Annotated in this window: 13 protein-coding genes and 1 pseudogene; 7 read left to right on the forward strand and 7 right to left on the reverse strand. The window is 43.2% G+C overall.

Annotated elements, in window-relative coordinates:
* From FQZ95_RS07610 to gadW, 3 genes and pseudogenes are all read left to right on the forward strand, one after another.
* Positions 1-318 (forward strand): annotated as a pseudogene (locus tag FQZ95_RS07610) (glutamate decarboxylase); the annotation flags it as partial.
* Between the two features lie 358 nt (positions 319-676).
* On the forward strand, positions 677-1,501 hold the full coding sequence (gene gadX / locus FQZ95_RS07615) for an acid resistance transcriptional activator GadX (protein ID WP_032185384.1): 825 nt from the start codon (positions 677-679) through the stop codon (positions 1,499-1,501).
* Positions 1,502-1,869: 368 nt separating this feature from the next.
* The gene (gene gadW / locus FQZ95_RS07620) at positions 1,870-2,598 is read left to right on the forward strand and encodes an acid resistance transcriptional activator GadW (protein ID WP_032185383.1); all 729 of its coding nucleotides are present in this window, start codon (positions 1,870-1,872) and stop codon (positions 2,596-2,598) included.
* Positions 2,599-2,960: 362 nt separating this feature from the next.
* Here gadW and mdtF read toward each other — a convergent pair whose 3' ends face one another.
* Both mdtF and mdtE read right to left on the reverse strand, forming a co-directional pair.
* Positions 2,961-6,074: a multidrug efflux pump RND permease MdtF gene (mdtF, locus tag FQZ95_RS07625; RefSeq protein ID WP_032185382.1), complete on the reverse strand. Its 3,114-nt coding sequence runs from the start codon at positions 6,072-6,074 to the stop codon at positions 2,961-2,963.
* Between the two features lie 24 nt (positions 6,075-6,098).
* A complete protein-coding gene (gene mdtE / locus FQZ95_RS07630) occupies positions 6,099-7,208 on the reverse strand; it encodes a multidrug transporter subunit MdtE (RefSeq protein WP_311023917.1) in 1,110 nt (369 codons plus the stop codon).
* Between the two features lie 107 nt (positions 7,209-7,315).
* Here mdtE and FQZ95_RS07635 point away from each other — a divergent pair, with 107 nt between their 5' ends.
* On the forward strand, positions 7,316-7,594 hold the full coding sequence (locus FQZ95_RS07635; protein WP_001205315.1) for a hypothetical protein: 279 nt from the start codon (positions 7,316-7,318) through the stop codon (positions 7,592-7,594).
* Here FQZ95_RS07635 and gadE read toward each other — a convergent pair whose 3' ends face one another.
* The gene (gene gadE / locus FQZ95_RS07640) at positions 7,595-8,122 is read right to left on the reverse strand and encodes an acid resistance transcriptional activator GadE (protein ID WP_000576690.1); all 528 of its coding nucleotides are present in this window, start codon (positions 8,120-8,122) and stop codon (positions 7,595-7,597) included.
* Between the two features lie 798 nt (positions 8,123-8,920).
* A complete protein-coding gene (gene hdeD / locus FQZ95_RS07645; protein WP_000965667.1) occupies positions 8,921-9,493 on the reverse strand; it encodes an acid-resistance protein HdeD in 573 nt (190 codons plus the stop codon).
* A 254-nt stretch (positions 9,494-9,747) separates the two neighbouring features.
* Between hdeD and hdeA the strand changes: the two genes are divergently transcribed.
* The 3 genes from hdeA to FQZ95_RS07660 all read left to right on the forward strand — a co-directional run bounded on the left by hdeA (position 9,748) and on the right by FQZ95_RS07660 (position 11,233).
* A complete protein-coding gene (gene hdeA / locus FQZ95_RS07650) occupies positions 9,748-10,080 on the forward strand; it encodes an acid-activated periplasmic chaperone HdeA (RefSeq protein WP_032185381.1) in 333 nt (110 codons plus the stop codon).
* Positions 10,081-10,195: 115 nt separating this feature from the next.
* A complete protein-coding gene (gene hdeB, locus FQZ95_RS07655; protein ID WP_001298717.1) occupies positions 10,196-10,522 on the forward strand; it encodes an acid-activated periplasmic chaperone HdeB in 327 nt (108 codons plus the stop codon).
* Between the two features lie 63 nt (positions 10,523-10,585).
* Positions 10,586-11,233 (forward strand): MgtC/SapB family protein, encoded by a 648-nt coding sequence (locus FQZ95_RS07660; protein WP_032185442.1) that lies wholly within the window; start codon positions 10,586-10,588, stop codon positions 11,231-11,233.
* Between the two features lie 42 nt (positions 11,234-11,275).
* Here FQZ95_RS07660 and FQZ95_RS07665 read toward each other — a convergent pair whose 3' ends face one another.
* The 3 genes from FQZ95_RS07665 to FQZ95_RS07675 form a co-directional block, all read right to left on the reverse strand.
* Positions 11,276-11,806, reverse strand: a complete 531-nt coding sequence (locus FQZ95_RS07665) for a helix-turn-helix transcriptional regulator (RefSeq protein ID WP_000478615.1) — start codon at positions 11,804-11,806, stop codon at positions 11,276-11,278.
* 155 nt (positions 11,807-11,961) lie between these two features.
* Positions 11,962-12,528, reverse strand: coding sequence for an outer membrane lipoprotein Slp (gene slp, locus FQZ95_RS07670; RefSeq protein WP_001057453.1), 567 nt, complete (start codon positions 12,526-12,528; stop codon positions 11,962-11,964).
* 244 nt (positions 12,529-12,772) lie between these two features.
* Positions 12,773-14,005 (reverse strand): hypothetical protein, encoded by a 1,233-nt coding sequence (locus FQZ95_RS07675; RefSeq protein WP_160530053.1) that lies wholly within the window; start codon positions 14,003-14,005, stop codon positions 12,773-12,775.
* Positions 14,006-14,362 lie beyond the last annotated feature (357 nt).

Consider the following 14,362-nt stretch of genomic DNA (forward strand, 5'->3'; position numbering starts at 1 on the left):
CCGTATGAGTTCATCTGTACCGGTCGCCCGGATGAAGGCATCCCGGCGGTTTGCTTCAAACTGAAAGATGGTGAAGACCCGGGATACACCCTCTACGACCTCTCTGAACGTCTGCGTCTGCGCGGCTGGCAGGTTCCGGCCTTCACTCTCGGCGGTGAAGCCACTGACATCGTGGTGATGCGCATTATGTGTCGTCGTGGCTTCGAAATGGACTTTGCTGAATTGTTGCTGGAAGACTACAAAGCCTCCCTGAAATATCTCAGTGATCACCCGAAACTGCAGGGTATTGCCCAGCAGAACAGCTTTAAACACACCTGATAATATAACGTTGTAAAAACCGAATGCCCAACCTTTAAAAAACAGTTGGGCATTCGGTTGCTTATTAATAGCAATAATATACTGGCTGTCTATTCATCGTGTTGATAAGATATATGTTATATGAATGTTTATTCAATGTAACTGATATTCTTAATGTCACCGCAAGGGATTATTTGCTTACTATTAATTTCACTGCGTTCTTAAGCACGCCTTTTGTATTATAAATCCAGTCATCCTGCCGTAGATTATCATCCTGTTTTCCCGCTTCGTTTAAATTTATTTATCAATCAATTTGACTTAAGAGGGCGGCGTGCTACATTAATAAACAGTAATATGTTTATGTAATATTAAGCCGACTATGCAATCACTACATGGTAATTGTCTAATTGCGTACGCAAGACATAAATATATTCTCACCATGGTTAATGGTGAATATCGCTATTTTAATGGCGGTGAACTGGTTTTTGCGGATGCAAGTCAAATTCAAGTGGATAAGTGTGTCGAGAATTTTGTATTAGTTTCAAGGGACACGCTTTCATTATTTCTCCCGATGCTCAAGGAGGAGGCATTAAATCTTCATGCACATAAAAAAGTTCCTTCGTTACTCGTTCATCACTGTACCAGAGATATTCCTGTTTTTCAGGAGGTTGCGCAACTATCGCAGAATAAGAATCTGCGCTATGCAGAAATGCTCCGTAAAAGAGCATTAATCTTTGCGTTGTTATCTGTTTTCCTGGAGGATGAGCAGTTTATACCGCTGCTTCTGAACGTTTTGCAACCGAACATGCGAACACGAGTTTGTACGGTCATCAATAATAATATCGCCCATGAGTGGACATTAGCCCAAATCGCCAGCGAGCTGTTGATGAGTTCAAGCCTGTTAAAGAAAAAATTGCGCGAAGAAGGTACGTCATATTCACAGTTGCTTACTGAGTGTAGAATGCAACGTGCTTTGCAACTTATTGTTATACATGGTTTTTCAATTAAGCGAGTTGCAGTGTCCTGTGGATATCACAGCGTGTCGTATTTCATTTACGTTTTTCGAAATTATTATGGGATGACGCCCACAGAGTATCAGGAGCGATCGGCGCAGGGATTGCCGAACCGTGACTCGGCGGCAAGTATTGTTGCACAAGGGAATTTTTACGGCACTGACCGTTCTGCGGAAGGAATAAGATTATAGAGTTTTACTCAGACATAAAAAAAACCCGGCATAGGGGACCGGGAAGAGGATAGTCTGCCGTCTCCAGACTAATAAACCGTTATAACACTCCCTGTTGGCACGGGAAACTTTGTGCTCTCAGTAAGTTAAATATAACTTTTACTGGAAATAAGATCAGCCATTTTTTTATAAACATAAGCTATACGCTGTGTGAAAATATATTGGTGTTGCATTTACTTATTATCAATTAACTGTTATGCAAAACTACTTTGTGGATAAATTTTGGTCCTACCAAATATGGCAGTTTTTGCACTAAGAAACAGTCTGGCGTCATTTCATTAGTATACTGAAATTGAAATGATCGCAGTAATGAAATATAAGGGATAGTCATGACTCATGTCTGCTCGGTGATCCTCGTTCGTCGTTCATTGGATATTCATCATGAACAGCAAAAAATATCGTTGCACAACGAAAGTATTCTACTGCTGGATAAAAATTTGGCAGACGATTTTGCGTTTTGTTCACCGGATACACGACGACTGGATATCGATGAGCTGACAGTTTGCCATTACTTACAAAATATTCGTCAGTTACCGCGCAATTTAGGGTTACATAGCAAAGACCGTTTGTTAATTAACCAGTCCCCGCCCATGCCTCTGGTGACGGCGATTTTTGATAGTTTCAATGAATCCGGAGTAAATTCGCCGATACTGAGCAATATGCTCTACCTTTCCTGTTTATCAATGTTTTCTCATAAGAAAGAACTTATCCCCTTACTTTTCAATAGTATCAGTACTGTTTCAGGAAAAGTTGAACGCCTTATTAGCTTTGATATCGCTAAACGTTGGTATCTGCGCGATATCGCGGAAAGAATGTATACCAGCGAGAGTCTAATCAAAAAAAAGTTGCAGGACGAAAATACCTGTTTCAGTAAAATATTACTCGCTTCCAGGATGTCGATGGCCAGACGATTACTCGAGTTACGTCAAATTCCTTTGCATACTATTGCTGAAAAATGTGGGTATAGCAGTGCGTCATACTTTATAAACACATTTCGACAATATTATGGTGTAACGCCACATCAGTTTGCGCAACATTCTCCGGGTACCTTTTCCTGACCTATTTCGTATTTGAATATTGGTCAGGATCTCGCACCTGCTTCATGTGAAACTCTTTCCTGATGATCTCTTCCGGGCTACCGGCAAGATCTCTTTCGTAGTTAGCGAGGCGGTATAGGTATTTTCAGGAGGAAAAGACTCGGCATGTTTGGGATTATTAAGCTGACAATTCATACGATTACGGGGATGTGGGTCAGTATTGTGCTGTTCAAATTGATGACGAATGGCTGGAGTGGTTTTTACTTTCAGTGCTGTGTACTAAGCCTGGTATTCCTGACGGTCAGCTGGTTGTTGAGTGGTGAATGGTTAGCAGGAAAGAGTAAGGCTGAACCCTCACGTTCAACCTTACTCTCATTTACACGTTACGCTTTTTTAAAGCGGGCAAAGAGATGTTCCACTACAACGAAAAAGACTGGAACGAAGTAAATGGCCAGCACTGTTGCGGCAAACATCCCGCCCATCACGCCGGTACCTACCGCGTTTTGCGCGCCAGAACCTGCGCCGTGGCTGATTACCAGCGGCAACACGCCGAGAATAAAGGCCAGAGAGGTCATCAGGATTGGGCGTAAACGCATCCGCGCCGCTTCGATGATTGCCTCTATCGGCGTTTTCCCTTCTTTCTGCATCATCTCAACGGCAAATTCGACGATCAGGATGGCGTTCTTGGCGGAAAGCCCGATGGTAGTCAGCAAACCAACCTGGAAGTAGACGTCATTACTTAAGCCGCGCAGATCGGTGGCCAGTAATGCGCCAACGACACCTAACGGTACAACCAACATCACCGAGAACGGAATTGACCAGCTCTCATAAAGTGCGGCAAGGGCGAGGAACACCACGACCAGTGAAATGGCATACAGCGCGGGAGCCTGGTTTGAGGATAACGCTTCCTGATACGACAGTCCGGTCCACGAGTAGCCGACGCCTGCCGGAAGTTTAGCGACCAGGTCTGCCATAAATTTCATAGCGTCACCGGTACTTTTCCCGGCCGCCGCTTCACCTAAAATCTCCATTGACGGGATGCCGTTGTAGCGTTCCAGTCGCGGTGAACCATAGGTCCATTCGGTAGACGAATAGGCCGAAAGCGGTGCCATCGTGCCAGAGGCGTTGCGTACATACCACTGGTTGATGTTATCCGGCAACATACGGAACGGCGTGCCTGCCTGGACATACACTTTTTTCACCCGCCCCTGGTTGAGGAAGTCGTTCACGTAGCTGCTGCCGAAGGCGGTGGAAATTGTCTGGTTGATATCAGACAGCGCCACACCCATTGCCTCGGCTTTCGCGGCGTTGACGTTCACTTTGAACATCGGCGTATCTTCCAGTCCGTTCGGGCGTACCCCGGTGACCTGATTCGGTGATTGCGCTGCCAGTGATAATAGCTCGTTTCGCGCCTGGGTCAGTTTTTCGTGCCCCAGGTTACCGTTGTCCAGCAGTTCCATATCAAAACCTGACGCGGTACCCAGTTCAGCCACCGCGGGTAAGTTGAACGGGAAGACGACGGCTTTATTGATACTGCTTAACGCAATCATTGCCCGCTGAATGATCGCGGTAACCGAGTTTTCCTCACCGACACGTTCAGACCACGGTTTGAGGCTGATAAACGCCAGACCGTTGTTTTGCCCCTGGCCACTGAAGCCAAAGCCGCCAACGGTAAACACCGACTGAACATTATCTTTCTCTTTTGTCAGATAATAATCAGTCACCTGTTGCAGCACTTTCGTGGTGTTAACCATGGTTGCACCGGAAGGTAACTGCGCGGTGGTCATAAATACCCCCTGATCCTCTTCTGGTAAGAAAGAGGTCGGCGTACGCAGGAACAGCACCGCCATCCCGGCGCAAATCAGCAGGTAGACCACCATGTAGCGACCGGTACAACGCAACAGCGAGCGGGTGCTGTCGGTATAGTGATGAGTCGATTTTTCAAACAGCGTGTTGAAGCGTGCGAACAGGGCGTTAGGTTTGTGACCGCCTTCCGGCGCGGCTTTCAGAATGGTGGCGCACAGGGCAGGGGTCAGGCTCATTGCCACAAATACTGAAAGCAGCATGGAGGAGATCAGCGTGATGGAGAACTGTCGGTAGATCTCCCCGGTTGCACCGCTCATAAAGGCCATCGGCATAAACACTGCGGAAAGAACAACGGCAATCCCGACCAGCGCACGTTGGATCTGCCCCATCGATTTATGCGTCGCTTCCTTCGGCGGTAGTTTATCTTCCGCAATGACACGCTCGACGTTCTCCACCACCACGATGGCGTCATCCACCAGTAACCCTATCGCCAGCACCATCCCGAACATAGTTAACGTGTTGATGGTGAAACCGACCGCCGACAAGATCGCAAACGTCCCGAGAATAACCACCGGTACGGCAATCGTCGGGATGATTGTGGCGCGGAAATTCTGCAAAAACAGATACATGACCAGGAAGACGAGGATGATAGCCTCAACCAGCGTTTTGAAAACTTCCTGAATAGAAATTTTGATAAACGGTGTGGTGTCGTAAGGATAAACCGTCTTCAGGCTTGCGGGGAAATAAGCCGATAAACGGTTCAGCTCCTCTTTCACCGCTCGCGAGGTATCCAGGGCGTTTGCTCCGGTAGCCAGTTTGATGGCGATCCCGGCAGCAGGTTTGCCGTTATAGCGAGCCACGGTGGAATAATCTTCCGCCCCAAGTTCGACGCGGGCGACATCACGCAGCAGTACTTGCGAACCATCTTGCTGAACTTTCAACAGGATTTTGCCAAATTCTTCCGGCGTTTGCAGACGCGTCTGCACAATGATCGAGGCGTTCAGTTGCTGGTCTGCCGCCTGTGGCATGCCACCCAGTTGACCACCGGAAATCTGGTTGTTTTGCACCTTAATCTGGGAAATAACATCGGAAGGTACCAGGTTGTATTTATTGAGTTTTTGCGGGTCCAGCCAGATACGCATGGCATACTCGGAACCAAAGAGTTGTACGCTACCAACGCCCGCGGTACGGCTTAGCGGGTCTTTGATATTAGACGCTACATAGTCCGCGATATCGTACTGGTTGAGACTGCCGTTATCAGAAATAAACGCCGCTACCATCAGGATATTACTGCTCGACTTATCGACGCTAATACCCTGCTGCTGCACCGCTTCAGGTAATGAAGGCATAGCGAGTTGCAGTTTATTTTGCACCTGAACCTGCGCGATATCAGGCGATGTCCCCGTCTCGAAGGTCAGAGTGATGGAGGCATTACCCGCCGCATCGCTGGTTGAAGACATGTACATCAGGCCATCAAGCCCATTCATATTTTGCTCAATCACCTGAGTGACCGAGTCTTCTACCGTTTGCGCATCGGCACCCGGATAGGTTGCGCTGACGGTAATGGTTGGTGGCGCAATCTGCGGATATTGCGCAACCGGTAAGTTCATGATCGCCAGACCACCTGCAAGCATCATAATAATGGCAAGTACCCAGGCAAAAACCGGGCGATCAATAAAATAGTTAGCCATGAAAGTCCCCTTAAGCCTGCAACGTTATTGTTTCGATTCGGTGCTGGCGTTTTCCTGGCTGGAGGAAATTGCACGTGCTTTGATACCCGGATGAATACGTTGCAAACCGGAAACGATCACCCGATCGCCAGCCTGCAAACCAGAAGTGACAACCCACTGGTCGCCGATGGCTTTGCTGGCTTCAATTTCGCGTAGCTGCACAACATCGTCTTTATCCAGAATGAGCGCCGTTGCTTTACCCTGGGCGTTGTGGGTGACGCCTTCCTGCGGCACCAGTAATACATTCTGGCGGCTACCTTCATCCACTAATGCCGTGACATACATACCTGGCAGCAAGTCACCATTTGGGTTGGGGAAAATCGCCCGTAACGTCACGGAGCCCGTGGTTTCATCCACCGTCGGGTCGGAGAATTTCAGCGTGCCGGTCTGGCTGTAACGTTTACCATTTTCCAGATTGAGCTGTACTGGCGTACTGCCCTGAACCTGTTTGATTTGTCCACTGGCGACCTCTTCTTTCATGCGCAAAAAATCCTGCACCGACTGCGTGAGATCGACATAAATCGGGTCCAGACGTTGCACGGTAACCAGTGAATCGGCTTGATTAGCGGTAACGAGTGCGCCGACGGTCACCGACGATTTCCCGCTGACGCCCGTAATCGGCGAGGTGACATTCGCGTATTGCAGATTGATCGTCGCCTGTTCAACAGCCGCTTTGGCGACGGTGACATTGGCTTCTGCTTCATTCAGCTGGGTGCGCGCGGTGTCGTAATCCTGACGGCTAACGTAGTTGGTCTTCAGCAATGATGCCTGGCGGTTAAAGGTGATGCGGGCATTGCTGGCGGTTGAGAGTGCTTTCGCCAACGAGCCTTTGGCGGAGTTTAGATCGGCCTGTAAAGGCGCAGGATCAATCTGATACAGCGAATCGCCCTGGTTCACTTTATCGCCTTCGATAAAGTTGCGTTTAATGATAATACCGCCCACCTGAGGGCGTATCTCGGCAACTTCATAAGGAACGGTTCTACCAGGCAATTCGCTCAACACATTGACCGAACCGGGGGAGAGTGTGACGACACCGACCTCAGGCGTCATGGCGGCGGCGTTTTCCGTCGATTTGTCATCGCAGGCGGTGAGCATCGCGCCGCAGAATAACAACGGTATTAACAGTTTTCTTCTTCTGTTCATTTTAGTCCCTGAAAATTCTTGAGATATAACGGTTCTTTAAATTGCGCGCGAGGAGAGGTATGAGGGATTTACAGACCAGCGGCATAGTGGGGTTGTCAGCCAGTAAGATGGGATGCAAGCACAGTGATCGACATGGTGAGGTCAACGACAAAAAAAATGTTGCCGTTCTGCCAACAGTTCCTGCCAGCATTCGGGCAACGAAGGGTTCTACTGGTGGATACACATACCAGGGGAATAAAGTCGTTTTCGCCTCTCCTTTAGTCATCACCGGGGATAATGAAATCAGCATCTGCATCCCTCTTCATGCCTGCCATCATTTTCAGTTAATTATGTCCTGACTAAAAATAAGATGTGATACCCAGGGTGACGATGTCGCTCATACGTCTTAGTTTCAGCTTGTACATAATGTTGAATTTCTGAATCTTTAATGTTTGTTGCGAAATATTGAGCGTTGACGTGATATTGCTTTCGTTTTTGTTTTTCAGAATCAGCTGCATAATTTTGAACTGATTATGTGAAAAACATAATTGTGAATTCTTATGAGGCAAGTGTTTACCATAAGTAATCTCAAGAAGATTTTTGATACTTTCTTTGCGGCTGACAAAATAAATAGGCGCTTTAGCTTTTAGTTTACTGATGTGATAAGGTGCCAAAACAATAATTCTCTCGGCGTCTAATTTCTCCAGAAATTTAATCGCTTCTTCATCAAGGATATGGTTGTGATAGGTATCAATGATAACCTTGAAGGGTTTATTACCTACTTTTTTGATCTCTGACAGGGAATTGATTTTTATCATTTCGTGATTATCTTTCAACTGCCAAAAGCCCTGTAAAAGAAAAGAATCTTTCGTCATGAGAAAAATCATAACTTACTCCTTAGCCGTTATCGTTTCGAACATGTCATCCTTTTCATTATTTACATCCCTGTCCGAATCGTTGTTCAATATAGTAAACGCCTATAAGAACCTTGCCCTTCGTGAACTAATACGTCTATTAACACTAATCAATACTTCAGATTTATCCATCACGCACTCCATATATTGATCCTAAGTAAAATTCCTGGTTGTTATCAGATTGTAAACTGCAAACAAAAAATTAACGTTTGCGGATTACTGCCCAAGAATAAGTTATCAATAACCAGTTTGTGATCTCTGAAGAATATTACTAAAGTTAAAATGTAATCCGATTTAAATATCGAGTCTCCTTGTTTCGACTTAAGCTGGCAATTGGATTGCCAGCTTTCTTTTAACGCATTGAAATTACCTGAGTAAATAACTCATTCATGTCTTCAGGTTTTTATATAGCGTCTGGAGACACGGATATTTATGCAATGTAATCAACGCCAGTTGCAAAAAAATGAACCCGGATTACTTATTTAACCGCCCATAGCATCAACGTTTACGGAACTCTTTGTTCACTTTCCCACAGCACTTTTAAAACATTAAACCTGACTACGGAAAATATCAGCCATGATAATGTTTGAAATGGCTAATTTGCCATGCAATGAAAAAAATCAGATAAAATTCAGTAGGTTGAAATACTCATCAGCAGGTAATTATTTCAATGATAGCGCGCAATTGATCTAAAATGCTGTGTAGCGGAGAGAGTATTAATTGGATCATAGTCACATCAAGTGACTATGATCCAGGTGGCAATAGGGATAATTATTGCTTTTTAACAAACAAACTGGCGAAGCTGAACAGGCTAGCGGCGCTAAATATCAGTTCAATTCCCACTAGTGTGGAAACCAGCGTTACAGAAACCATCGGCGTTGCGCCAAGGAATATCCAGGCAATGACGATATCCAGCACACCAATAACGAGCTGTAGCCAACTGCCTTTCATTGAACGCTGACGATACCAACTCATCAGACGAATAACTCCTGCCACACAGAACAAACCGGCAATAAATGCCGCAATGGCAAAAATGCCCAGCTCCGGTGCGCGGATGAAGAAATAGCCGATCAATAAATAGGCGATTGCGACGAGGAAACCGGATAATACAGGCCAGAAATTATGACTGCGGTTGCTGAATAACCCGACAATAAGCGCAATACCTGAGCAGATTAATAATGCACCCACTACTGTGCTTAAAATATCGCCAGAGACGAACGGGAAACTGATACACAGCAACCCGACGATAAACAGCAGCACGGCAATAAACTGGATTGCTCTACGGTGCTTTTTAAGCATCTCCAGATCAAACTTCAAAATTGTTGCCTTATCTATATATAACATATAACCACCCTATAAAATTAAGAAGAAAATCCCCTGCTATCAATCTATGCCAAAAACGCGTCTAAGAATGCAGTCGATTTAATAAAAATTTCCTAATTACAGTATCTGATACATCTGTAACTCATTGTATTGAAATAAAAATATCTGATTTTGATATTTTCCATCAACATGACATATACAGAAAACCAGGTTATAACCTCAGTGTCGAAATTAATTCGTGACGGCTCTTTCACTTTATAGTTGAGGATATTACGATGAAAAAAGTATTAGGCGTTATTCTTGGTGGTCTGCTTCTTCTGCCAGTGGTGAGCAATGCAGCGGATGCACAAAAAGCAGCTGATAACAAAAAACCGGTCAACACCTGGACCTGTGAAGATTTTCTGGCTGTGGACGAATCCTTCCAGCCAACTGCAGTTGGTTTTGCTGAAGCACTGAACAATAAAGATAAACCAGAAGATGCGGTTTTAGATGTTCAGGGTATTGCAACCGTAACCCCAGCGATCGTTCAGGCTTGTACTCAGGATAAACAAGCCAACTTTAAAGATAAAGTTAAAAACGAATGGGACAAAGTTAAGAAAGATATGTAATTCCGGGAATACGTTACATCGTACTTCCTTGCATATTGAACAGGTAGGAATACCTTCTTCAAAAGCAGCTATTCCTTCTGTTCATATTTAATCTCTATATTGAATGGGTTACAAAATGAATATTTCATCTCTCCGTAAAGCGTTTATTTTTATGGGCGCTGTAGCGGCTTTGTCACTGGTGAACGCACAATCTGCGCTGGCAGCCAATGAATCCGCTAAAGATATGACCTGCCAGGAATTTATTGATCTGAATCCAAAAGCAATGACACCAGTTGCGTGGTGGATGCTGCATGAAGAAACAGTATATAAAGGTGGCGATACCGTTACTTTAAATGAAACCGATCTCACTCAAATTCCTAAAGTGATCGAATACTGCAAGAAAAACCCGCAGAAAAATTTGTATACCTTCAAAAATCAAGCATCTAATGACTTGCCGAATTAATAAGGTACAAGTAAAAAGGAGTAGCAAGTTGAGCCATCTTGCTGCTCCTTTTTGCATTTTTATATGACAGCAGAATTTATTATACGACTTATACTTGCGGTAATTGCCTGTGGCGCTATTGGCATGGAAAGGCAAATGCGCGGCAAAGGAGCAGGGTTACGCACACATGTATTAATTGGCATGGGAAGCGCCCTGTTTATGATTGTTTCGAAATATGGTTTTGCTGACGTGCTGTCTTTAGATCACGTCGGACTGGACCCCAGCCGTATTGCTGCTCAGGTGGTGACGGGCGTCGGGTTTATCGGTGCAGGTAACATTCTCGTTCGTAACCAAAATATTGTAGGTCTGACGACGGCAGCGGATATCTGGGTGACCGCCGCCATTGGTATGGTTATTGGTAGCGGTATGTACGAACTGGGCATTTATGGTTCAGTGATGACCTTACTGGTGCTGGAAGTCTTCCATCAATTAACCTTCCGCCTGATGAATAAAAATTACCATTTACAGCTGACATTAGTGAACGGTAATACGGTATCAATGCTCGACTGGTTTAAGCAGCAAAAAATAAAAACGGATTTAGTTTCGTTGCAGGAAAATGAAGATCATGAAGTGGTCGCCATTGATATTCAGCTTCATGCCACGACGTCGATAGAAGATCTGTTGCGATTATTAAAAGGTATGGCAGGGGTGAAAGGCGTTTCAATTAGCTAATCTGTGTGGTAGCGAAATCACACTCGCCACCCTACTGGAAATTCACACCAGATAATCAATATGCTGATGGCGTACCAACTCATTGATCCGCTTAAGATTGAGGATCATCATGATATTGTGTTTATGGCAGTAGAACGTTTTTAGCGATATTTTCAGTTTCTCCAGAATATCTTCCGTTGTCATTTGATTCGCAATGCAGCTCAGAACCTGATGCTGCTTGCGCGAAAGGGACACATCCGCTTCAGGCACAGAGCAGTAACTGCCATTGATGAGTGCGACAAAGTCGATGATGGTGATAGTTCGCGGAACAAAGGTCACCGGTACTTTCCCCAGGCAGCGTTTAATATTAAAGGGAGAGAAAATAATCACATGGACAGGTTTTAATCGTTCAATCTGAGTGAGCAAATTAGAATGAAATACATTATTCATTAATGTATCAATAATGACGAAGGCATGCTGATGCAACATTACGTCGATCTCTTCTTCGTTCTGTATATGAACGACATTACCTTTGCTCAGAATGTTTTTCATCGCAGTGAAGAACATCGTATCCCTGGTAATTATAAGAAACATAACCGACTCCTGGTGCGGACATTAACTTTATAATCAGTTTGCCAAAGGTAATTAACAGGACAGGGCTTATAATAATAATAGTTAGCTGACTGTGTATTAATTTGATGCAATGCATGATGCAGATGCTGAGAAAGCATCTGCATCTCTCGGTGGTGTTATTTGACCAGCTCAGGTGTTACTTGACTCACCGCATTGGTGTAGTAAGGCGCGCCCCAGCCCGGTTCCGGCCAGAATGCACCATAGCCGTAATCCCACAGGTTATAGGTGGTATTAACCACTTCTCTCAAATGCCACACCTGGATGCCCTGCATATTCACTTCCAGGAAGTTATACGGGACTTTATTGATAAAGCCAGGTTGTTCACCCTGAATGGTACCGAGGATGGTAACAAAGTGATTACGATAGTTCACTGGATCAAGGAAGCCGCTTTGTCTGGCGAGCAGTCGGCCCTGATAGTTGGCTTCAATATCAGGCTTCGCATAGCTATCCAACGGTAATACAGCGATTTCTAACAACGTATCCGTTTTGCCATTGATAACGTTGATAACCTTCCCGCCAAAGCGCGCTTGTTGACCAACATATAACCCCGGCTGGTTATGAACAGCAACAAAACTTTTTTGAATATCAGGTTGGTTATTGCCTTTGATATTTTGCGGAATTGAACTACATGCGGCAAGCAAAAATGAAAGGCTGAGGATGAGTGCACCTTTTGTCATGTTCATGTTACTATCCTTATCAACAAATATTAAAACCATAATAGATATTTCTTTATAGTTTTCATCTGATTCTGAGGCGATATGCCTGATAGTAACGTAAACCTGTCTGATGTTTATATTCCTTCAATTCAATTTAGATAATTATGGGGCGTGATATGAGTATGACATCGCCCCATGATATTAGCGACATATTTTAAAAATACTTAAAATATATTTTTATTCATTAGTTATAAAGTGCTAATGTTCAAAATTATGGTATTATATTCTGGTAATGCGTCGATAAGCGAATTCTTTTACCAGTTGGTAATTTTATTTCCACCCCGTAATTTATATCTTTTTCATTAGGTAGCGGCATCTTTAAATAAGGACTGTGCGATATTTTTTCGAGTTGAAGCGTCCTGTATTTAAAAGCATTGAATTCATCTTTAGACATTGTTGCCCATTTTTTAATTTTATTGTATAGGTGGTCTGTCGTAACAATTTGAAGTTGCTCGTAACATTCCTTTTGGAATTCTTGTTGATATTTTAATATATCTTTAAATGTAAGGTTTTTTACCTTTGTCTTTAAAAGTTGTATTATCGTTGAAGCAATTTCAGATTTTGCTCGCAAAGATTCATCATTAATAGTTAACAGTGTTGAAAACAATCCATCAATTTGTTTGTCAAGGTGCTGATCATAGTTATGTAATTTGGGGATGGGATGTTTTTTATGTAAAAAAATAGTATTTAATAAATTTGCGTCAGTGAAATCTATATTGAGCAAATCTTCATAATAAAATTTTGATAAGGTCAGAACGAGCCCTGACATGTCTTGTCCTGTCATATTGAAATTAATAAAGTCACATCCAGAAAATACATTCATCCTGTTTTCATTTTCACTATGCGCAACATACAATTTGGCCAGTTTCAGATACAAGCTTTGAATGTCTTTTATCTCAGATGGTAAGTCTGCTCGTTGCCCAGCGAAAATGTTATTATCTGAGCAAACAGTTTGGATGCTGAATGTTTTAGGGATTTCCTCTTCTATGAGAATTCTTGTTGTGATTGGTCTGTTGGGTGTTGGATTAACGACTACAATGATTTGACATTCAGAATCTTTATCTTCTTGGTATATAATTTTATTTATCTGATTAAATATTGTTTGCGTCTGTTGCGTGAGTGGCTTTGAATCTATCGATTCAATGTTATTAATAATATTCACAAGTTGATCTACAACTCGTGAATATTCTGCATCTGTAAATGGGGGGATTGTGTGGCACTCATTAATTTGTTGTGATTGTTTTTGCGCAAAATATAATTGTTCAGGATGGTTTTCTTCACCTGGGAATGAGAAATTAATGAGTTGTTTTTCGATATTATCATAAGGGCGCTTTGAAGTCTCCGGGGCTTTAACATCATTAAATATTTTGTCGGTATTTATAGTACAGTTATAAATATCACCATTATATATATTTATTATACCAGGGGTAAAATCAATTGACATAACATTCCTTATTGATCATATTTTTTGCAAAATTTTTAGTTAATATGATAATTAGAGATATGAAATTATTTCCTTCAATGCAGCTATAAATACGATGCGACATATCTTCCTGATATAATTATCTTTAACTTCCATTTTATTCCTATGTGGTAATGTTTGAGTATAAAAAGGCAGTGATAGTATCGTAAAATAATGCGCTAGCAACTATCAAAAAACGCTCATTTTAAAAGGTTATGATATGCTTTGAAGGTGTATGAGGTGAAATTTTAGTGATCTTTTTTAAGTGTAGTAATAAAATTGGTTAAGCTGTATTGAAATTATTTAAAGAAGTGTTGCATTAGTATCTGAAATTTTTCC

The sequence above is a fragment of the Escherichia sp. HH41S genome, from assembly GCF_009820115.1.
In the GTDB taxonomy this organism is placed as follows: domain Bacteria; phylum Pseudomonadota; class Gammaproteobacteria; order Enterobacterales; family Enterobacteriaceae; genus Escherichia; species Escherichia coli_F.